This window comes from Nocardia sp. NPDC059764, from assembly GCF_042732555.1.
In the GTDB taxonomy this organism is placed as follows: Bacteria; Actinomycetota; Actinomycetes; order Mycobacteriales; family Mycobacteriaceae; genus Nocardia.
In genome coordinates this window covers 15,185-35,479 of the sequence record NZ_JBHWHH010000063.1, presented here as the reverse complement: position 1 = coordinate 35,479, position 20,295 = coordinate 15,185, and the positions used below count along the sequence as shown (strand labels likewise).

The window sequence follows — 20,295 nt, the reverse complement described above, 5'->3', positions numbered from 1 at the left end:
GGTACAGCACGGCGGCGCTGTCGGAGACCGGCCCGACCGAGACGCGCTCGGTCGGGCGGCCACCGAGGCGGACATGCTCGACATGGGTGCCGCGCGGCGCGCGCTGCGCCACCGAACCCCAATCCATCAGCGCCCGCTGGACACCGAACGGGAGCCGGTGATTGAGCATGACCCGGAAGACCGGGTTCAGCACGGCTCGGACGACAGGCAACGGCAGTGTCACATCGGGCATGACCGAATGTCCTTCAGAATCGCGGTATTACGGCAGGATCCGCTTCTGCACCACGGCGGAGATCCGCTGGTAGTACGAAGCCGTGGTGCGCACGAACAGGTCGAGGGCCTTGGCCTCCCAGCCGATCAGCACGCGGCCGTGGCCCTTGCGGACCGCCTCGGTGATGGTCTGCGCGGCCATCTCCGGGGTGTGCAGCGCGAGCTTGCTGTCGAACAACGCGGCCAGGTTCTTCTGGTCCAGGCCCTCGGACACGCTGGCATTGCGGGCGACGGCGGTCTTGATGCCGCCGGGGTGCACGCAGGTGACCTGGACCGGGGTGCCGCTCATCAGCATTTCCTGGCGCAGCGCCTCGGTGAAGCCGCGGACCGCGAACTTGGCCGAGTTGTAGGCGCTCTGGCCGGGGACCGCGATCAGGCCGAAGAGGCTGGACACGTTCACCACGTGGCCGTCACCGGATTCGATGAGGTAGGGCAGGAACGCCTTGGTGCCGTTGACGACGCCCCAGAAGTCGACGTCCATGATGCGGTCGAAGTCCTTGAACGCGGTGTCGGTGACATTGCCGTGGTGGGCGATGCCGGCGTTGTTGTAGATCTGGTTGACCTTGCCGAAGTGCTTCTTCACCGCGTCGGCGTAGAGCAGCACGGCCTCGCGCTCGGCCACGTTCAGACGATCGGACTTGATCTTCACGCCGAACTTCTCACAGCGCCGCACGGTTTCGGCGAGGCCCTCGGCGTCGATGTCGGACAGCGCCAGGTGCGCGCCCCGCTTGGCCAGGTTCTCCGCCAGCGCGCGGCCGATGCCGGAACCCGCACCGGTGATCACGCAGACCTTGTCCTTGAAGTAAGCATCGTTGCTCACGGTTACCGCTTTCGGTTGGTGAAGGAGTGGGGGTGACTCAAACGGCCTGTGCGACAGGCTCGGTGGTGGTCTCGTAGGCCGCGACGTCGAAGTGCTCGAGCAGACTACGGAACCGGAAGGTGAAGTCCGGCCACAGCGTGGTGTTGTTGCCGTGCTTGTCCAGGTACCAGGAGGCGCAGCCGCCGGTGCTCCACACCGCGCCCTCCAGTTTGCGCTGCAGACCCGCGTTGTACTCGTCCTGCACGTCCTTGCGGACCTCGACGGTGCGCAGGCGCAGGTTGTCGAACTGGGCGATGGCGTCGGAGATGTAGTTGATCTGCGACTCCAGCATGAACACCATCGAGGTGTGGCCCAGGCCGACGTTCGGGCCGAGCATGAAGAACATGTTGGGGTAGTTGTTGATCGCCGAACCCTTGTAGCCCTGCTGACCGATGGCGTCGAACACCTCGGACAGGGTACGGCCGTCGCGACCGGAAACGGTGTCGTAGACCGGCGAGTCGGTGACATGGAAGCCGGTGGCCACGATGATCGCGTCCACCTCGCGCTCGACGCCGTCCTTGGTGACGATGGCGTTCGGACGGATCTCCTTGATCCCGTCGGTCACCAGGTCCACATTGTCGCGGCCCAGCGCCGGGTAGTACTCGTTGGAGATCAGCATGCGCTTGCAGCCGATGCGGAAGTCCGGGGTGACCTTGCGGCGCAGCTCCGGGTCGCGGACCTCGGCGAACAGCTTGGCGCGGGCGATCGCCTCCAGGGCGAGCATGGCGGGCGGGAACTTGGCCAGGCCGACCACCTGGGTCTCGCGGGCCGCGTAGATGCCGGCGCGGTACAGGTTGCGCAGCGCGGGAATCTTCTCGAGCGCGAAGCGCTCCGGGGCCAGGTACTCGCGGTCGACGCGGGGCAGCAGCCAGGGGGCGGTGCGCTGGTAGACGTCCAGGTGCGAGACCTTGGCGGCGATGTTGGGGACGATCTGGATGGCGGAGGCGCCGGTGCCGATGACGGCGACGCGCTTGCCGGTCAGGTCGGAGTCGTGGTTCCAGCGGGCGGAGTGGAAGATCTCGCCCTGGAAGTCGTTGATGCCCTTGATGTCCGGCAGGTTCGGCTCGCACAGCGCGCCGACGGCGGAGACCAGGATGTCCGCGGTGAACGGGCCCTGGCTGGTCTGGATCTCCCAGCGCGCCTCGGCGGCGTTCCACCGGGCGCCGGTCATCTCGCAGTCGAAGATGTGCTTGTCGCGCACGTCGTACTTGTCGGCGACGCCCTGGATGTAGCGCTGGATCTCCGGCTGCTTGGAGAACGAGCGCGACCAGTCCGGGTTGGTGGCGAAGGAGTACGAGTACAGCTGCGAGGGAACGTCGCAGGCCGCGCCCGGGTAGGTGTTGTCGCGCCAGGTGCCGCCGACATCGCTGCCGCGCTCCAGCACGAGATAGTCGGTGCGCCCCTGCTTGCTCAGCCGGATGGCCAGGCCCAGGCCCGAGAACCCGCTGCCGACGATGATCACGTGGGAGTGCCGGGCAGGCCGGTTGCTGACAGCTTTGTCTGTAACCTTGCGACTCATGTACCCGAGAATATGGTCCTATTGAGTAGGAGTCAATACTCTTATTGAGCAGTAGTCAATATTATTGACTCGAGTTCAGTAATCGTCGACCCCCGTTCAGTACTGTCGGACGAATGACCAAGGAGCGCGCCGTGAGCAGCAGACCGGACAGCCGGGCCAAACGCGTGCGCCTCAGCCCCGCCGAACGCCGCGAGCAGCTGATCACCCTCGGCGCCCGCATGCTGCGCGAACGCGCCCTCGAGGACGTCTCCATCGGCGAGATCGCCGCCCAGGCCGGCATCTCCCGCGGCCTGCTCTTCCACTACTTCCCCACCAAGCACGACTTCCACCTGGCGATCGTCAACCACGCCAATGCCGAACTCCTGGAACGCACCACCCCCGACCCCACCCTGTCGCTGTTCGACATGCTGCAGGACGCGATCGAGCGCTACATCGCCTACGTCACCGAGAACCGCACCTCGTACCTGGCGCTGCTCCGCGGCCCCGCAAGCGCCAGCCCGGAACTCGTGGCCCTCGTCAACGCCACCCGCATGGCCCTCGTCAACCGCATCCTCGCCGAGGCCCCCATCCCGGCCGACGACGCCGACCGCCCCCGGCTCGCCCTGGCGGTCCGCGGCTGGATCGCCTTCGTCGAGGAGACCACCCTCACCTGGCTCCGCGAGGAACCCATCCCCCGGGAAGCCCTGGTGGACATGCTCGTCACCTCCCTGCCCGCCCTCGCCCTCAACGCAGATCTGGCCGCCGCCCTTCAACAGTGAGCGCCACCGCGGCGGCGAGCATGAGCTCGGCCGCGAGCTGAAAAATCACTCGGCTGCCCGCCGCAGGTTTTCGAGATCACGAACGATGCGCGGACGTACGGTCCACCGGGCACGGTGCTCATGCGGCAGGGCGATCAGGCACAGCCGCTCCATGAAAGTGCCTGTGGGCCAGGGCCAATTGCCCAGATGATCGTCGCCAGGCGAGTTCACCGTCGTATCCAGTTCCGTACCGCCGTTGGAAGCTGCCCCCGAACCCGCCACGGTAAGCGACCGAAAGGGTTTGTGGCACAGCGCGGTGGTGGTGGACCCGGATCAGAGGGCGTGGGCGTCGAGCCAGGTGCGGGCCACGGCGGAGGGGATGGCGTTCTGGTCGCGGATCTGGTGGATCATGTCGGCGAGCTCGGTGGTGGTGAGTTCGCCTGCCACGTAGTTGAGTTTGCGGAGCTGGGGGTCGGTGAGAGCCGACTTGCGGAGGATGGGGGCGACCATGGCGGCGCGGAAGGCGTAGTCGGGGTCGGCCAGGGCGGTGAGGTCGGCGCCGTCGCCGGGGAGGAAGGCGGCGGGGCCGGGGAGCACGGCCAGCTGGATCTCGCCTTCGGAGAGGGCTTTTCGGAGGTCGGCGGGGGTGGTGAAGGTGACCGTGCGGGTGATGGCGCAGTGATAGGTGGCGCGCAGCGGGGTGAGGACGTCGCGGTCGGGGTCGAGGGGGGCGCGCTGGGCGTCCAGCGGGACGCCGGTGTCGATGCCGACGATGAGGTCGTCGCAGCGGGAGCCGAGGTCCTTCAGAGAGGACGGGAGGGCCGTGGGGTGCGCGGCGGAGGCGACCACGGTGGGGCGCAGGTCGGTGCCGTCGGCGGGGTCGGAGGTGGCGACGCCCTGCGGAAGGGCTTTGGCGAGGGCCGCATTCACCGCGTCCGGCTTGGTGACGGTGGCGGTCGAGTCGAGCGCGGTGAGGATGTCGCCGGTGATGTCGCCGAACAGGGCGAGGTCGCCGGAGTCCAGTGCGGCGAGCAGATCGCCGCGGGAACCCACCCGCTCCTCGACGCGGGTGTGCAGACCGGTGCGGGCCAACGCGCCCGCGTAGAGTTCGGCGATCATCCGGGACTGAGGCGAATCCCCTGCTCCCACCGTCACAACCGGACCGGTGTCCGCGCTGCCGCAGGCCACCGCGGCCACGGCGATCGCGGTGACGAGCGCGCCCCGGCCCAGTGTTCGCACGGCACAAACCAATCGGTTGGATCCGGTCCCGGACGTGCGCACGCGACGCGACGGACGACGGCGGGCGGCGCGACGGCCGAGCGCCTGCGAGGGGTGGGAGTCAGTGCCGGACACGCGCAACAGTCTGCCGCGCCGACCCTCGCGGCGGTGAAACCGGGCCGGACATCGGGCGTGCCGTTTCCGCCGGAAGCGCGAAACCGACCGCAGGTAGGCACCGTTCGCGAGATGAGACGGGCAATATGGACAGTTAGGTCTGTTCCAGGGGTGGTGACACCCCGCCCGCTGCAGGCATCCCGCTCGGAAGGACGACAGTGCAATCGCTCATCACCACGCGCGCCGATGGCAAGCGCATCTCCCGGACCGTACTCCGAATCCTGGCCGCGTCGGTCGCGCTGGCCGCCGCCATGGCACTGTCCGCCTGTGGCGACAACAAGTCCAATCCGCTCGGTGGGGGCGGCAGCTGCGGCGGCGACGCGAACAAGGTGACCGTCGGGTCCGCCAACTTCCCCGAATCCGAGACCGTGGCCGACGTGTACGCGGAAGCGTTGCGGGCCAACGGGTTCAGCGTCGACACCAAACTCAATATCGGCAGCCGTGAAGCGTACGTGCCCGCATTGAAGCAGTGCGCCATCGACCTGATCCCGGACTACACCGGCAATCTGCTGCAATACCTGGACAAATCGAGCACCGCCACCACGCCCGACGAAGTGAACACCGCACTCGCCAAGGCGCTCGGCGATCAGCTCGCCATCGGCACGCCCGCACCCGGCGAGGACTCCGACGCCGTCGTCGTCACCAAGGCGACCGCCGAGAAATGGAATCTGACCAGCATCGCCGACCTGGCCGCACACGCGGCCGAGGTGAAACTGGCCGCGCCCGCGGAATTCTCCGAACGGCCGGGCGGGCTACCCGGCCTGAAGAAGAACTACGGACTCGACATCGCCGCCGCCAACTTCGTGCCGATCGCCGACGGCGGCGGCCCCGCCACCGTGAAGGCGCTGACCGACGGCCAGGTCACCGCCGCCGACATCTTCACCACCTCCCCCGCCATCGCCGCCAACAACCTGGTGGTGCTGACCGACCCCAAGCACAACTTCCCGCCCCAGAACGTGGTACCGCTCTACAACACCGCCAAGAAGAGCGACAAACTGACCAAGGTGCTCGACGCGACCTCCGCGAAACTCACCACCGCCGAACTCATCTCGCTCAATACCGCCGTCTCCGGCAGCAGCAAGACCGAACCGGCCGCCGCCGCCCGCCAGTGGGTCGCCGCGCAGGGGCTCGACAAGCCGATCGCATAAGGGGAGGCGGAACACGGTGTCCGACATCGAATTCACCGGCGTCAGCAAGACCTACCCGGACGGCACCACCGCCGTCCACGACCTGAGCCTGCGCATCGAATCCGGGTCGTTCACCGTGTTCGTGGGACCGTCCGGCTGCGGCAAGACCACCTCCATGCGCATGATCAACCGGATGATCAGCCCCAGCGGCGGCGCCATCACCATTGGCGGACAGGACATTTCCCGCGTCGACCCGGTCGAGCTGCGGCTCGGCATCGGGTACGTGATCCAGAGCGCCGGACTGCTGCCGCACCGCACCGTCATCGACAATGTGGCCACCGTGCCGGTGCTGCGCGGGCAATCCCGGCGCGCGGCCCGGCAGGCGGCGCTGGAGGTGATGGATCGCGTCGGGCTGGATCGCGGTCTGGCGCAACGCTATCCGGCGCAACTGTCCGGCGGCCAGCAGCAGCGCGTCGGCGTCGCCCGGGCGCTGGCCGCCGACCCGCCCATCCTGCTCATGGACGAGCCGTTCAGCGCCGTCGACCCCGTCGTGCGCACCGAACTCCAGAACGAGATGCTGCGGCTGCAGGCCGAACTGCACAAGACCATCGTCTTCGTCACCCACGACATCGACGAGGCCATCAAACTCGGCGACCACATCGCCGTCTTCGGGCCCGGCGGGCGCCTGCAACAGCACGACGTCCCGCAGACCGTACTCGCCCGGCCCGCCACCGATTTCGTGGCCGGATTCGTGGGCCGCGACCGCGGCTACCGCGAACTGTCCTTCCGGCCCGCCGACGCCGTACCCCTGCACGACCTCTCCACCGTCTCCCCCGAACAGGTGCCCGGCATCCGGCTGGACGAGGGCGAATGGCGGCTCGTCATCGACGAGGCCAAGAAGCCCATGGGCTGGATCGACACCACCGGTATGGAAGGCGTCCGCGCCGGACGCCCGCTCGCCGACAGCATGGCCTCGGGCGGCTCCCTGTTCCCGCCCGGCGGCGACCTGCGGCAGGCACTCGACGCCACCATCTCCTCCCCCGCGGAAATCGGTGTCGCCGTGGACGATTCCGGCGGCGTGCGCGGCGCCATCTACGCCCGCGACGTGCTCGAACAGCTGCACCGGCAGCGCACCGCCGAGGATGCCGAACGCAATCGGGTCTTCTTCGAGGAGACCCGGTGAGGTACCTGCTGGACAATTTCGGCGAGATCGCCGGATACGCCCGCACCCACCTGTGGCTGGCGCTGCTGCCGCTGGCGCTCGGACTGGTGATCGCGATCCCGGCGGGCGCGCTCGCGCATCGGGCGCGCTGGCTGCGGCGGATCACCACCACCGTGGCCGGGATCGCCTACACGATTCCGTCGCTGGCGTTGTTCGTGATCCTGCCGCCACTGCTCGGCATCGGGGTCATCGATCCGCTGAATGTCGTTATCGCCCTGACCATCTACTCGGTCGCGCTGCTGGTGACGGCGGTGCCGGCGGCGCTGGACTCGGTGCCCGACGCCACCCTCGACGCGGCCGACGCCATCGGGTACCCGCGCTGGCGGCGGGTGCTCACCGTCGACTTCCCGCTCGCGCTGCCCGTCTTCCTCGCCAACCTGAGGGTCGTGGCCGTCACCAATATCTCGATGGTGACCGTCGGCGCGCTGATCGGGGTGGGCGGGCTCGGCAAGCTGTTCACGCAGGGGTATCAGCGCGACTATCCGGACGAGATCGTGGCGGGCGTCATCGTCGTGCTGATGCTGGCCTTGATCGTGGACCGGGCGCTGTACCTGCTGGGCAAGGTGGCGACGCCGTGGCTGAAAGGGGCTGCGCGGTGAACCTTTTCGTGGACGCCTGGCACTTCCTCACCGACGGCGCGAACTGGTCCGGGCCCGCCGGGATCGGGCGGCGGCTGCTCGAACACCTCTGGTACAGCCTGCTGGCCGTGGGACTCTCGGCCGTGATCGCGGTGCCGATCGGACTGCTGATCGGGCACACCCGGCGCGGGTCGGCGCTCATCGTCGGATTCGCGAACTCCATGCGCGCCCTGCCGACCCTGGGTGTGCTCACCTTCGTCGTGCTGCTCATGGGGTTGGGGCTCACCCCGCCGCTGCTGGCGCTGCTGACCGTCGGCATTCCGCCCCTGTTGGCGGGCGCGTACGCGGGCATCGCGAACGTGGATCCCATCGTGGTCGACGCCTCCCGTGCCATGGGCATGAGCGAGCCGCGGGTGTTGCTCCGCGTCGAACTCCCCAACGCGCTGCCGGTGCTGCTCAGCGGCCTGCGCGCGGCCACCCTGCAGGTGGTGGCGACCGCGACCATCGCCGCCTACGTGAACCTGGGCGGGCTGGGCCGGTACATCTTCGACGGCATCAGCCTCTACCGGTACGACAAGGTTCTGGTCGGCGCGATCCTGGTGGCCGCGCTGGCGCTCACCCTGGACGGTTTACTGGCCTTCGTGGTGTGGCTGAGCGCGCCCGGGACCGGACGATTCGGCCAGCTCACCGCCAGGATCCGAAACAGGCGCATTGACCTTCCGGTGTGACTGGGGTCACGATATCTCCTGGCACACCCATCCGAGACAGGAGGTTCGCAGTGAAGGCTCGCGACATCATGCACCGGAATGCGGAATGCATCCCCGCTGATGAGACGCTCGACCGCGCCGCCCAGATGATGCGCAACATGGACGTCGGCGCCCTGCCGATCTGTAACGGCGACCAGATGATCGGCATGCTCACCGACCGCGACATCGTGGTCAGCTGCATCGCCATGGGACACGATCCGGGCAAGGTCCGCGCCGGCGACCTGGCCCAGGGCCGGGTGTGGTCGGTGGACGTCGACACCGACCTCGGAACCGTCCTCGACGTCATGGAACAGAACCAGATCAAACGCATGCCGGTCCTCGACATGCGCAAGGGCAACAAGCTCGCGGGCATGATCTGCGAATCCGACCTCGCCAAGAACGTCAGCGACAAGCAGCTCGCCGGGTTCATCAGCGCCGTCGCGGTGCCGCACTAGATCCACGGGAAGCGTCCCGGTTCGCAGCGGATTCACAGGCAGCGAACGGAGAATTGCCGGGTGCAACCGGGACGCATTCTTGTCATCGAGGACGCCGAGGCCATTCGCGCCGCGGTCGGAGCCGGGCTCACCGCCGCCGGGCACGACGTGCTCACGCGAGGCGACGGCGCGCTACTGGAACAGGACCTCACCCGCTACCGGCCCGATGTGGTGGTGCTCGATGTCGGGCTGCCCGGGCGGGACGGGTTCGCGCTCCTGGAATCGGTGCGGGCGCGCTCCGCGGCGGGCGTGGTCATGCTCACCGCCCGCGACGGCGTCGAGGACCGGGTCCGGGGGCTGCGCGCCGGATCCGACGACTACCTGGTGAAACCGTTCGACCTCACCGAACTCGTGGCACGCGTGGACGCGCTGCTGCGGCGCATGGGGAAACTCCAGCGCCGCACCGTGATCGGCGACCTCGAGGTGACCGTGGACACCGGCACCGCGCGCCGGGGCGGACAGGAGCTCACGCTCACCGCCACCGAGTTCAAACTGCTGGCGTACCTCGCGGCGCAGCGGGACCGGGTGGTGACCAAGACCCAGATCCTCACGGCCGTCTGGGGATACGACGACTACGACCCGAATCTGGTCGAAGTGCACGTCAGCGCGCTGCGACGCAAGCTCGAGGAACACGGGGAACGGGTCGTGCACACGGTGCGCGGACTCGGGTACACCCTGCGGGCGCCGAAGTGAGGACCGTCTCGCTGCGTGCGCGGGTAACCCTCACCGCCGCACTGGTTTCCGGCATCGTGCTGGTGCTGGTCGGGGTGAGCGTGCACGCCGTGTTCGGGCTGGTCGTCAACCGCAGCGAGAACACGGTGCTCGGCGACCGGGCGCAGCTGGCCCGCGAACTCGCGCACAGCGGGGTGACGCCGGAGGATCTGGTGTCCCGCGTCGACACCCGATCCGTACGGGTGCGGCTCGTGCTCGCCGACGGCCGCACCTTCGGCAGCCTCGACCACCGGATCGCCGAGGACAGCACCACGAAGACCCGCCTCATTCGCTTGAGCGGGTCCGGTGCGATCGACGGCGGCCGGCTCACCCTGCAGATCGACACTCCCCTGCTGTCCCGCGTGCAATCACGGCTGGGACTGCTGCTGACCGCGGCGACCACGTCCGCCATCGCGATCATCTCGCTCGCGCTGTGGTTCGGGATACGCCACGCGCTCGAACCGCTCGACGCCATGACGCGGCTGGCCCGCGACATCGCTCACGGTCATCTCGGACGACGACTCGAACCGTCCCGCACCGACACCGAATTGGGGCGCACCGCAGCCGCATTCGACGAAATGCTGGACGCGCTGGAAGGGGCATTGCGTGACACGGCGGCCGCCGAGTCACGGGCCCGCGCCTCCGAACAGCAGATCCGCGCGTTCGTCGGGGACGCCGCCCACGAATTGCGCACACCCATCACCGGGGTGCGTTCGCTCGCCGAAGCGGTCCTGCAACAGCCCACCGACACCGACCCCGAGGATCGACAGCGGATGCTGCTCCTCCTGGTCCGCGAGACGCATCGCGCGGGACGGTTGGTCGATGACCTGCTCGACCTGGCGCGCATCGACGCCGGGCTCCAGCTCCGGCGCGAACCCGTCGATCTGCGCGCGCTCGCCGACACCCAGCTCGACCGCATGCGAATGCTGCATCCGGACACCGAATTCCATCTCACCGGCGATCCGGTCACCGCTTCCGCCGATCCCGAGCGGATCACTCAGATCCTCACCAGTCTGCTGACCAACGCCTGCCAGGCCATGCGGGACCACGGCTCGGTCACCATCGACGTGCGCTCCGCTCCGGACCGATCCGCCTCCGGCACAGTCGAACTGACGATCTCCGACACCGGCCCCGGCATCCCCACCGAAGCCCGCGAACGCATCTTCGACCGCCTGGTCCGCCTCGATTCCGCCCGCGACACCCGCCCCGACGGGTCTGGTCTCGGCCTGGCCATCGCCCGCGGTCTCGCCCGCGCCCACGGCGGCGACCTGGTCTGCCTCGCCCCCGAGCCGCTCGGCGCGCAGGGCGCGGTCTTCCGCCTCACCCTCCCCGCCTGAAGATCACCTGAAGAAGCCCGCCGGCTTCAGGGAGACTTCAGGTTCGGCGGGCAGATTCGACGGCGAACCCACCACACAACCTGGAGTGAGCATGAAACGCACCCTCGCCGTGGCCCTCGCCGGAGCCGCCGGAGCCGCCGCCATCGCCCTCGCGATCCCCGGCACCGCCTCCGCCGACACCCCCACCTGCGGTCCCGCCGCCGCGGCCGCCGCGCGCGCCGACTCCGCACCCAAGGTCGCCGCCTACCTGGCCGCGCATCCCGATGTCGCCGCCGAGATCGCCAAGGTCAAGGCGCTGCCCAAGGATCAGCGGCGGGCGGAGCTGAAGGCGTGGCGCGAGGCCAACCCGCAGCAGGCGCAGGATCTGAAGGCGGCGCGCCAGGCTGTCATCGACTACCACAAGGCGTGCGGCAAGCAGCACAAATAGTCGGTCATCGCGTGTGGGGCCCGGTCGAAACGATCGGGCCCCACACGCGTTCATGGCGGACGCCGCCGATCAGGCCGTCATCGAAACCCGCTCCGCCCCTCTCTATTTCCGCCGCCACCCGCTACACCACCCCGCACCGAACCGAGGTGCAGCGCCCCACACCCGTGTGATATCGCTGTGGTGACCGGAAACGGTTCCGGCTCAACATCAAAGGTTAGGAACACATCACCATGGGCGTTCTAGGTGTCCTCTTCACGCTGCTCAGCCAGGCCTTCGGCATCGTGACCAACGGCTCCGCCTACATGAACAGCCAGCACTGAAGGGAGGGGCTGTGCGTCGGCCCCACACCGGGGCCGGCATGCCCACCACAAACCTTCGCCGCCGTGACCTGCACAATGCCACAGGTGGTCAGTTGACCAGCAGTGCGGATGATCGAAGACCCATCTGACATGGGTTCATTTCGGAATTGGGTCCGTGGGAGTAAACGGCGTGATCTAATTCCGCCAACTCGGGTGAATCCTGCCTTGATGACGATGTCGAGGGCGCCCGGTGCGTGGGAGAAACACATGGTGGACAGAAGTATGCGGCGGGCGGCCGGATCGGTTGCCGCGTTCGCGGTGGCGGCCGGGTTCGCGGTTGCGGCGATGCCTGGCATGGCCTCGGCCGCGTCCGGGACGGTGACCTGGAACGACGGGAACAGCAAGTTCACCCGGACGGTGTCGAACACCAATCCGGTGCCGGGTGACGTGGTGACCGTGTCGACCAAGTTCGAGCGGACCGGGATTCCGGTGGAATACATCTACGCGGTCAAGGACCTGCACCCCGCGTGCCTGACTCCGGTTCCGGGGTCGGCCAAGATGGGTGGGGACCAGGTCCAGCTGGACTCCATCACCTCGCCCGACTGGGTGCGGGCGCAGTTCAGCATCGTGAAATACCCGGTGTACCCGAACATCTCGCCGCAGTCGCAGACCTTCGAGATCCAGTACACCGTCGGGGTGAACTGCGCTCGCGACACCCCGCTGCCGACCTCCATGAACTACAGCGGCTCGCTCGGTGACGGCAACTACACCGACAAGGGCCCGGCCATCACCGTGTCCAGCGACGCCGTGTCGACCACCGTGCTCACCGACGTGAGCGGCGCCAAGATCAACACGCCGGTCACCCTGGAGGCCACCGTGTCCCCGGCGGCCGCCGGCGGCACCATCCAGTTCAAGGCCGGCGACCAGGTCCTCGGCGACATCCCGGTCAACGCGAACGGCAAGGCCACCATCGTGTGGACCCCGGGCGCGGCGGGCTCGTACACCATCGGCGCGAACTTCTCCGGCCGCACCGGCGTGGCCGCCTCGTCGACCACCAAGGTGGTCACCGTGGCCGACAACCCGACCCCCACCCCGACCCCGACGCCGAAGCCGAGCACCGGGTCCTTCGGATTCTGATCGCCGCCACGGACTCGGCCGGCTACCGGCCGAGTCCGTGCTGGTGCGCGAACACCACCGTTTCGGCCCGGCGGCGGATACCGTCCAGACCGCGATGCACATCCGAACCCGGCGCACGGGCGGTGATCGGATTGGTCTCGCGGATCTCCACCGAGCCGGGCCGGTAGACGATCTCGAACTCGGCCCGCTCACCGCCGTGACGCAGCGCGTTGGTCAGCATCTCCTGCACGACCCGATAGAGCATGACGTCCAGCGACTCCGGCAGCACCGGCGCATCCCCCGAGACGGTCACACGCACAGTCAATCCGGCATCCCGCACCCGATGCACCAGATCGTCGATATCGGCCAGCCCGGGCTGTCGCTCACCGTCGTCCTCGCGGCCGTGCAGCAGATCCAACTGCCGACGCAGATCCACCATGGCCGCCCGGCTACTGGTCTCCACCGCCATGACCGACCGGGAAGCCGACTCGGAATCACTGCGCGACAGAGCCATTCGTGCCACCCCCGCGTGAATCCCGATCGCACTCACATGATGCGAGATGACATCGTGCAGATCTCGCGCGATCGCCTGGCGCTCATCGGCCAGCGCCCGATCCAGCGCCGCCCGCTGCTCCTGCCGCCGCAGCCGCTCCCGCTGCTCCAATTCCGCGATATAGGCCCCGCGAGCCGCCGTGTACCGGCCCACCAGCCACGGCACCACGCCCGCCCCGAGCGCCGAGATCACCAGCCGCACAGGATTGTTCGTGCCCGCCAGCGCCGCCATCGCGTTCACCGTCAACGCGCCGCCCGCCAGCAGCGTCACGGTCAGCACCGACACCATCCCGCTCAGCCACGCGCCCGCCTGATACCCGGCCACCAGGAACCCGACATCGAAAACCCTGGCGGTGAGCCCGTAATGGTGCGCGAACACCGCCACCGACACCTTCACCACCACCTGCGCCACCGCCACCGCGGCCGCCGTCGCCGCCGGAGCCGCCAGCGCCAGATCGGCGGCCACCGTGGCCACGGTCAGCACGGTGGCCGCCACCGGGGCCAGGCCGAACCCGCCGCACATCACCATCTGCGCGCCGTCCAGCACGGCCGCCACCGCGGCCACCAGCAGCGACTGCCGGGCCAGTGACCTGGTCACATCCATGGCCGCACGGTACCGCCCGGACCCCTCCTCCCCCGTGCGGGGGACGACCGAATCCCGCGCCCGCGAACACGAAAGGGGCGCCTCGTCGATGACGAAGCGCCCCTTCCGGCTCGGTTCAGCGTGCGATTACGCGACGCCCTCGGCGCGGGCGGCATTGCCCACGGCCTCGGCGACCGCCGGGGCCACGCGCGGGTCCAGCGGGCTCGGGATGATCTTGTCCGCGGACAGCTCACCGGCGACCACATTGAAGATCGCCTCGGCCGCGGCCACCTTCATGCCCTCGGTGATGCGGCGGGCGCCGGCATCCAGCGCGCCCTTGAAGACGCCCGGGAAGGCCAGCACATTGTTGAGCTGGTTCGGGAAGTCGCTGCGGCCGGTGGCCACGATGGACGCGTACTTGGCGGCGACCTCGGGGTGGATCTCCGGGTTCGGGTTCGACATGGCGAACACGATGGACTCCGGCGCCATGGACGCGATGAACTCCTCGGCGATGGTGCCCGCCGACAGACCCAGGAACACGTCCGCGCCCGCGAGCGCCTCGGCCGGGCCGCCGGTCACACCGCGCGGGTTGGTGCGCTCGGCCAGCGCGGTCTTGTACTCGTTCAGGTCGCCGCGGTCCTTGCTCACGATGCCCTTGGAGTCGAGCACCACGATGTCGGAGACACCGGCGGCCAGCAGGATGTCGGTGCACGCGACGCCCGCCGCGCCCGCACCCGACACCACGACCTTCAGACCGGACATGTCACGGCCCTGCACCGCGGCCGCGCCCTTGAGGCCGGCCAGCACCACGATGGCGGTGCCGTGCTGGTCGTCGTGCATGACCGGGCAGTCCAGCGCCTCGACGACGCGCTTCTCGATCTCGAAGCAGCGCGGGGCGGAGATGTCCTCCAGGTTGACCGCGCCGAAGCTCGGGCGCAGGCGGATCAGGGTCTCGACGATCTCGTCGGGGTCCTTGGTGTCCAGCACGAGCGGGATCGAGTCCAGCCCGGCGAACTTCTTGAACAGCGCCGCCTTGCCCTCCATCACCGGCAGCGAGGCGCGCGGGCCGATGTCGCCCAGACCCAGCACGGCGGTGCCGTCGGAGACGACCACGACCAGACGCTCGGCCCAGGTGTAGGTCTTGGCGAGGGACTCGTCCTCGGCGATGCCGAGGCAGACCTTCGCGACGCCCGGGGTGTAGGCGATGGACAGATCCCGCTGGGTCTCCAGCGGTGCGGTGAGTTCGACCGAAAGCTTGCCGCCAAGATGCCCGGCGAAAATTTCTTCCGTGGTGATGTCGGACAGGTTCGCGCCATTGGACGCGGGGGCCTCGGTGGCATTCACTGCTTCAGTCACGGGTGACACGCTTTCACTCCTGATCGGTTCGGACTCAACCGTTTGACGGTTACCGTTCGGTAATAGCTGTTTTTATGGTTTCGGTGCTCATATATATCTTTTCGCCGCGACGTAATGGTCGACGGCGGCACAGATCGTCGAGCGAGAACCGGAGGGGTGTGTCCGGACGAGACAGTCGGGGTGATCCCGGGTGAACTCGCGAGTCGGAGTTCGTGATCACCGAGTGTCCCGGGCCGGGCGGTGGCTGCGGCCGGGATCGGCCCATTCTGCCAGTCGCTGCGACGGGGTGCCAAATCGACCCCGGGTCCGTCGCGTCGCCTCACCATCGTTGAAGAGTAAGTCAGCCGCGTCACGCGCAGGTGAACGGAAACTCGCTGGTGGGAACCCGAACTCGGAGAACTGTCACAACCCGGTCGCGGGGACGGCTGTGAGGTTGTCATGGGGGCTGCACGACCGATCAGTAACCTACCGCCCGGTTCATGCCGGCGCCGCCTCGGCTACCACGGGTTGCGGTCGTACCCACACGGATTCGAGACCGCCGGAGAGCAACCGTACCCGCCAGTCACTTCCCGCGCCGGGGTGGTCGGTACGCCGGTGCATTCCCCGGGTCTCGGTGCGTGCGAGCGCCGAATATTTCGTCCAACGCGCCACCGCGAGCAGCGCCGCGGCCTGCCTGGCCCACAGCCGATCGGGACCTTTTCCGCCCAGCGCCAACTCCGCACCCGGCCACAGACCATCCAGTTCGCCGATGCTGTCACGCAGGCTGCCGTCACTCCGCCAGTAGCTGCGTCGCAGGGGCAACGTGTGCTCCTGGACCAGCCCCACCACCGCGCGCGGATCCAGGCGGGACTTGTCCCCCAGACCCACACCCGGCACCGGCCGCGCTTTGCCCAGCTTGCGCCGCGACGCCGCGAAACCGGCCGCACCGGCGCCCGCCCACACCCCGGACGAAATGGACCACGCACCGTTCTGGCCGCCGAAACCGCTGACCGCGCCGGTGATCGGCTCCCGGGTGGTGACATCCCCCGCGCCGTAGAGGCCCGGCACGGTGGTGGCGCAATCCGGTCCCACCAGGCGCAATCCACCCGTACCGCGCACCGTGCCCTCCAGTACCGCGCCCATCGGCACCTGACCGGTCGGGCTCGGGCCCAGCCGCAGCAGCTCCGCGCGAACCGCATCGGGCAGCTCGTCCAGCGCGGCGTACACCCGCCGGCCGTCGGCGATGGCCGCGAAAGCCTGTGCCCGCGAACCACATCCCTGACCCCACAGCACCGACCGCGATTCGTCGTACAGGGTCGCGAAATGCATGACCTGATCCGAGGCGAACACCGCCGACACCGGGCGCCCCCCGAGCGGCCACGAATCGGCCACCGGGGCCAGCGAATACGCGTTGGAGAACTCCATGCCCGACAGTTCGGCCCCGGCCTCCGCGCCCATGAGCAGGCCGTCCCCGGTGTCCACATCGGTGCCCGCGCCGCCGGAGAGGAAGGCGCAGCCGCCGGTGGCCAGCACCACCGCACGGGCGCGAACGATCCAGTTGGGCGACTCGCCGTGCAGCGCCACGCCCGCCGCGCCGGAGACCACGCCGTCCTTGTCGGTGATCAGCTGCAATGCCGGATGGTGGTCGAGGATGCGGACCCCGGCGATCACCATGCTGCGCCGCAGCCTGCCCAGATACTTCGCCCCGTCGAGGTAGACCCGCGCCGGGCGCTCGGCGTGTTCGCCCTGGAAGTGGAAGCCGCCGTGCACGAGTTGGCCGACCCGCCGGTGTGTCTCCTCCAGCACCCGGTGCATCCAGTCCGGTTCACCCAGCCCGCCGCCGTGCGCGAAGTTCTGCCGCACGGCTTCCTCGCGGGCCGCGCCCGACGGGATGTTCCACAGGGTGACCCCGCCCCGCGCCGTCGGTCCGCTGGATCCACAGCGAGCCTTGTCGACGACCAATACCCGCGCGCCCGCGGCGGCCGCGGCAAGGGCGGCCCAGGATCCGGCCGGGCCACCTCCCAGCACCAGCACATCGGCGTCGAATTCGGTCATATCGACAAATGTTCGACGACAGTTCAACTCACCGCAACCGTTATGCGTATTTCAATTCCACCACTGCGCCCACAGCAGATATCCCGCTATCCCGAAAACAACCAAGCATCCGAAAAAAGCGGCAAAACCTTGACGTCTATCCGCATAAATCTGGGCGGCGACAACCGCGAGTGCGGCGGCCACATGCCATGTCACCGACTCCGCTCCGGGGCCCGGAAAACCGCGCCGAGCACCGATGCTCGCGGCCCCGGCGACCGTGACCGCCAGCACCACCGTGCCCCCGGCGACGATTCCGCTCAGACCCCGGAACACCTTCACGCGGTGATCACCGGAACCCCACTGGCTTTGCCCACAATTTCCTCGAATTGTGTTGGGTCGGTGGTGAATTCGCCGAGCCGAATGGTCTTGTTGGCGCCGTGGTAGTCGGAGGACCCGGTGGTCAGCAGCCCCAGCTCCGCGGCCAGCCCGCGCAGCACCTCACGGTCGGCCTCGTTGTGATCGATGTGGTCGATCTCCAGACCGCCCAGCCCGAACTCGGCCAGCTCGCGAATGTGGTCCAGCGCCAGCAGCCGTCCCCGCTTGCGGGCGCGCGGATGCGCCACCACCGACACCCCGCCCGCCGACGCCACCATCTCGACCGCCCGCCGCAACGGCGTGTCGGCCTTCTCGACGTAGTACCGGCCGTGCGGGGCCAGCAGATCCTGGAAGGCGGCGTCCACCGTCGGCACCACACCCGCGGCCACCAGTGCCCGGGCCAGATGCGGGCGGCCCGCCGACGGGCCCACCGAGGCCATCACTTCCTCCGGATCGATGGGCAGGCCGTCCGCGGCCATCTGCTCGGCCATGGCGCGCAACCGCACCACCCGCTCGGCGCGCAACCGTTCCCGCTCCTGCGCGAAAGACTCGTCGGTCGGATCGAACAGGTAGGCCAGCAGGTGCACCGGCACCGGGTAACCGTCCTCGCCGAGCCCCACACACGACATCTCCATGCCCCGGACCAGCGTCACACCCGGCGGCAAGGCGTCGACGGCCTCGGCCCAGCCGGAGGTGGTGTCATGGTCGGTGAGGGCCACCACGTCGAGACCGGCGGCGGCAGCCTTCGCGATCAGTTCGGCCGGGGTATCCGTGCCGTCGGACGCGTTGGAATGGGTGTGGAGATCGATGCGCACCCCACCTATCTTGCCTGCGGCGCAAACGATCACCCCGACCCGGGACGATTAGCATCGTTGATGTGTCCTCGATCCCGCCGCTGTCCTCGTTTCACTGGCCCGGACGGTCCGGCGAGCCGGATCCCGCCAAGCCCACCCTGCACAACCGGATCGTCGACTGCGCGGTCTACGTGGATGGCCGGCGACTGTGGGAGCACTGCACCTACCAGAACGCCCTCGCCGAAGTGCGCGAGCGAGGCCAAGGCTTCGTCTGGCTGGGGCTGTGGGAACCCAGCATGCAGATGATGACCGACGTCGCGAACACCTTCGGCCTGCACGCTCTGGCCGCCGAGGACGCCGTCCACGCCCGCCAGCGCCCGAAACTGGAACGCTACGACGACATCCTGTTCCTGGTCCTGCGCACCGTGCAGTACCACGAGCACGAACTCAACACCGTCGCCGAGATCGTGGACACCGGCGAGATCATGGTCTTCACCGGACCCGACTTCGTCATCACCGTGCGGCACGGCGACCACAGCCAACTGGCCGGCGTCCGCAAAGCCCTCGAATCCGACCCCGCCCAGCTCGCGCTCGGGCCCGGCGCGGTGCTGCACTCGGTCGCCGACCATGTCGTCGACACCTACGTGTCGGTCACCGCCGACATCGAGGAAGACGTGGACGCCATGGAGGAAGAGGTGTTCACCCCTGCCAACAAGCTCCAGATCGAGGCGATCTACCAGCTCAAACGCGAAGTGGTGGAACTACGCCGGGCGGTGAAGCCGCTGGCGTTGCCGCTGCAGGTGCTCACCCACGACACCACCCTGCCGCTGCCCAAGGAGATCCGCCGGTACCTGCGCGACGTCACCGACCACCACACCGCGGTCACCGAGCAGATCCTCGACTTCAACGAATCCCTCAGCGCCCTCATCAATGCCGCGCTGGCCAAGGTGAGCGTCCAGCAGAACATGGACATGCGCAAGATCTCCGCGTACGCCGCCATGGCCGCGGTACCGACCATGATCGCGGGCGTCTACGGCATGAATTTCGACTTCATGCCCGAGCTCCGATCCCATTACGGCTACCCGATCGTGATAGCGGTGATGCTCGTCCTGTGCGGGATCCTCTACGTCAATTTCCATCGCAACAAATGGCTTTGAGCAACCTCTTGGATTCCCTGAGGAGGTGACGGGCGGGTGCGGCGACGGCAGTCGTCAGAGGCTCGCCGCCGGACGGGCCGGGTCGCGGACGTCGATGCCCGCCTCGGCCCACGCGTCGCGCAGCGCCGCCGCGCCGCGGATGCGCACCCATGCCGCCTCGGTCGCCGTGATCGGCGCGACCGTCAGGAAGCGCACCGGGTCCGCGGGATCGGGCAGCACCACCTCCGGAATCTCGCTGTCGCCCAGCAGGACCGCCGTGAACGGCGCGTTGGCCCAGATCGGCTCGCCCAGGTCCAGCAGCGCGTCCGCCTGCAGCACAACGCCTTCGACCGCGGGCGCGGCCACCAGCACGCCGAGGGTCCGGGTCAGCCCCGAACCGGCGCCCGCGCCGCCGCGCAGGGTCAGCACCAGCTCCGCGCGCGGTCCGCGCACCGGATCGGCGAGCGCCGCCGCCGGATCGGTCATCGGATGCCGGGAGCCACCCAGCGTCGAGTAGTGCACGAACTCGCCGTCCGGGATGCGCAGGATGTCGATGGGCTCCAGACCCAGGAACGTCACCGACGCCGCGTCCGCGGACTCCAACCCGAAGTGACCGAGCACCGCGGCCCGGACCTTGTCCAATACCTCCATC

General features: G+C 68.7%; 20 protein-coding genes and 1 pseudogene. 11 read left to right on the top strand and 10 right to left on the bottom strand.

Annotated elements, in window-relative coordinates; translation table 11 throughout:
- The 3 genes and pseudogenes from ACFV4K_RS16400 to ACFV4K_RS16390 form a co-directional block, all read right to left on the bottom strand.
- Positions 1–232: pseudogene (locus tag ACFV4K_RS16400) on the bottom strand (esterase); the annotation flags it as partial.
- A gap of 27 nt (positions 233–259) precedes the next feature.
- Positions 260–1,090, bottom strand: coding sequence for an SDR family NAD(P)-dependent oxidoreductase (locus ACFV4K_RS16395; RefSeq protein WP_379275605.1), 831 nt, complete (start codon positions 1,088–1,090; stop codon positions 260–262).
- Positions 1,091–1,127: 37 nt separating this feature from the next.
- Entirely contained in the window at positions 1,128–2,648 is a 1,521-nt protein-coding gene (locus ACFV4K_RS16390) for a flavin-containing monooxygenase (RefSeq protein WP_379275603.1), read from the bottom strand.
- Between the two features lie 131 nt (positions 2,649–2,779).
- Here ACFV4K_RS16390 and ACFV4K_RS16385 point away from each other — a divergent pair, with 131 nt between their 5' ends.
- Complete coding sequence (locus ACFV4K_RS16385; protein WP_379275601.1) at positions 2,780–3,406, top strand: TetR/AcrR family transcriptional regulator; 627 nt, start codon at positions 2,780–2,782, stop codon at positions 3,404–3,406.
- A gap of 312 nt (positions 3,407–3,718) precedes the next feature.
- On the opposite strand, the gene ACFV4K_RS16380 is transcribed toward ACFV4K_RS16385, so the two are convergent.
- Positions 3,719–4,624: a glycine betaine ABC transporter substrate-binding protein gene (locus ACFV4K_RS16380; RefSeq protein ID WP_379275599.1), complete on the bottom strand. Its 906-nt coding sequence runs from the start codon at positions 4,622–4,624 to the stop codon at positions 3,719–3,721.
- A 404-nt stretch (positions 4,625–5,028) separates the two neighbouring features.
- On the opposite strand from ACFV4K_RS16380, the gene ACFV4K_RS16375 reads away from it, so the two are divergent.
- The 9 genes from ACFV4K_RS16375 to ACFV4K_RS16335 all read left to right on the top strand — a co-directional run bounded on the left by ACFV4K_RS16375 (position 5,029) and on the right by ACFV4K_RS16335 (position 12,855).
- Positions 5,029–5,925: an ABC transporter substrate-binding protein gene (locus tag ACFV4K_RS16375; RefSeq protein ID WP_379275612.1), complete on the top strand. Its 897-nt coding sequence runs from the start codon at positions 5,029–5,031 to the stop codon at positions 5,923–5,925.
- A gap of 16 nt (positions 5,926–5,941) precedes the next feature.
- Positions 5,942–7,087, top strand: coding sequence for an ABC transporter ATP-binding protein (locus ACFV4K_RS16370; RefSeq protein WP_379275598.1), 1,146 nt, complete (start codon positions 5,942–5,944; stop codon positions 7,085–7,087).
- Complete coding sequence (locus tag ACFV4K_RS16365; RefSeq protein WP_379275596.1) at positions 7,084–7,725, top strand: ABC transporter permease; 642 nt, start codon at positions 7,084–7,086, stop codon at positions 7,723–7,725. Before ACFV4K_RS16370 ends, ACFV4K_RS16365 begins: the two co-directional genes overlap by 4 nt.
- Positions 7,722–8,432, top strand: coding sequence for an ABC transporter permease (locus ACFV4K_RS16360; RefSeq protein WP_379275611.1), 711 nt, complete (start codon positions 7,722–7,724; stop codon positions 8,430–8,432). Before ACFV4K_RS16365 ends, ACFV4K_RS16360 begins: the two co-directional genes overlap by 4 nt.
- A gap of 50 nt (positions 8,433–8,482) precedes the next feature.
- Positions 8,483–8,905 (top strand): CBS domain-containing protein, encoded by a 423-nt coding sequence (locus tag ACFV4K_RS16355; protein WP_379275594.1) that lies wholly within the window; start codon positions 8,483–8,485, stop codon positions 8,903–8,905.
- Positions 8,906–8,965: 60 nt separating this feature from the next.
- A complete protein-coding gene (locus ACFV4K_RS16350; protein ID WP_379275592.1) occupies positions 8,966–9,637 on the top strand; it encodes a response regulator transcription factor in 672 nt (223 codons plus the stop codon).
- Positions 9,634–10,992: a sensor histidine kinase gene (locus ACFV4K_RS16345; protein ID WP_379275590.1), complete on the top strand. Its 1,359-nt coding sequence runs from the start codon at positions 9,634–9,636 to the stop codon at positions 10,990–10,992. The genes ACFV4K_RS16350 and ACFV4K_RS16345 overlap by 4 nt, the downstream gene beginning before the upstream one ends.
- Positions 10,993–11,083: 91 nt before the next feature.
- Positions 11,084–11,419, top strand: coding sequence for a hemophore-related protein (locus tag ACFV4K_RS16340; protein ID WP_357087298.1), 336 nt, complete (start codon positions 11,084–11,086; stop codon positions 11,417–11,419).
- A gap of 566 nt (positions 11,420–11,985) precedes the next feature.
- Entirely contained in the window at positions 11,986–12,855 is an 870-nt protein-coding gene (locus ACFV4K_RS16335) for an Ig-like domain-containing protein (protein ID WP_379275589.1), read from the top strand.
- Between the two features lie 22 nt (positions 12,856–12,877).
- Here the strand turns inward: ACFV4K_RS16335 and ACFV4K_RS16330 are convergent, their stop codons facing one another.
- The 5 genes from ACFV4K_RS16330 to ACFV4K_RS16310 all read right to left on the bottom strand — a co-directional run bounded on the left by ACFV4K_RS16330 (position 12,878) and on the right by ACFV4K_RS16310 (position 18,528).
- Positions 12,878–13,990: a sensor histidine kinase gene (locus tag ACFV4K_RS16330; RefSeq protein ID WP_379275587.1), complete on the bottom strand. Its 1,113-nt coding sequence runs from the start codon at positions 13,988–13,990 to the stop codon at positions 12,878–12,880.
- A 126-nt stretch (positions 13,991–14,116) separates the two neighbouring features.
- On the bottom strand, positions 14,117–15,325 hold the full coding sequence (locus tag ACFV4K_RS16325) for an NADP-dependent malic enzyme (protein ID WP_379275585.1): 1,209 nt from the start codon (positions 15,323–15,325) through the stop codon (positions 14,117–14,119).
- Positions 15,326–15,802: 477 nt separating this feature from the next.
- The gene (locus ACFV4K_RS16320; RefSeq protein WP_379275584.1) at positions 15,803–17,359 is read right to left on the bottom strand and encodes an FAD-binding protein; all 1,557 of its coding nucleotides are present in this window, start codon (positions 17,357–17,359) and stop codon (positions 15,803–15,805) included.
- 51 nt (positions 17,360–17,410) lie between these two features.
- Entirely contained in the window at positions 17,411–17,677 is a 267-nt protein-coding gene (locus ACFV4K_RS16315) for a hypothetical protein (RefSeq protein WP_357091388.1), read from the bottom strand.
- Positions 17,674–18,528: a PHP domain-containing protein gene (locus ACFV4K_RS16310; protein WP_379275583.1), complete on the bottom strand. Its 855-nt coding sequence runs from the start codon at positions 18,526–18,528 to the stop codon at positions 17,674–17,676. Before ACFV4K_RS16310 ends, ACFV4K_RS16315 begins: the two co-directional genes overlap by 4 nt.
- Positions 18,529–18,581: 53 nt before the next feature.
- Here ACFV4K_RS16310 and corA point away from each other — a divergent pair, with 53 nt between their 5' ends.
- Positions 18,582–19,664, top strand: a complete 1,083-nt coding sequence (corA, locus tag ACFV4K_RS16305; protein ID WP_379275609.1) for a magnesium/cobalt transporter CorA — start codon at positions 18,582–18,584, stop codon at positions 19,662–19,664.
- 54 nt (positions 19,665–19,718) lie between these two features.
- Here corA and ACFV4K_RS16300 read toward each other — a convergent pair whose 3' ends face one another.
- Positions 19,719–20,294 carry a suppressor of fused domain protein gene (locus ACFV4K_RS16300; protein ID WP_379275581.1) on the bottom strand — a complete coding sequence of 192 codons (576 nt, stop codon included), beginning with the start codon at positions 20,292–20,294 and terminating at the stop codon, positions 19,719–19,721.
- Position 20,295: the final 1 nt, after the last annotated feature.

What these genes read in the sequence shown, in the direction of transcription:
- ACFV4K_RS16320 (WP_379275584.1), bottom strand. Translation starts at nt 17,359, where the DNA reads ATGACCGAATTCGACGCCGATGTGCTGGTGCTGGGAGGTGGCCCGGCC.
- ACFV4K_RS16375 (WP_379275612.1), top strand. Translation starts at nt 5,029, where the DNA reads ATGGCACTGTCCGCCTGTGGCGACAACAAGTCCAATCCGCTCGGTGGG.
- ACFV4K_RS16300 (WP_379275581.1), bottom strand. Translation starts at nt 20,294, where the DNA reads ATGGAGGTATTGGACAAGGTCCGGGCCGCGGTGCTCGGTCACTTCGGG.
- ACFV4K_RS16330 (WP_379275587.1), bottom strand. Translation starts at nt 13,990, where the DNA reads ATGGATGTGACCAGGTCACTGGCCCGGCAGTCGCTGCTGGTGGCCGCG.
- ACFV4K_RS16335 (WP_379275589.1), top strand. Translation starts at nt 11,986, where the DNA reads ATGGTGGACAGAAGTATGCGGCGGGCGGCCGGATCGGTTGCCGCGTTC.
- ACFV4K_RS16340 (WP_357087298.1), top strand. Translation starts at nt 11,084, where the DNA reads ATGAAACGCACCCTCGCCGTGGCCCTCGCCGGAGCCGCCGGAGCCGCC.
- ACFV4K_RS16390 (WP_379275603.1), bottom strand. Translation starts at nt 2,648, where the DNA reads ATGAGTCGCAAGGTTACAGACAAAGCTGTCAGCAACCGGCCTGCCCGG.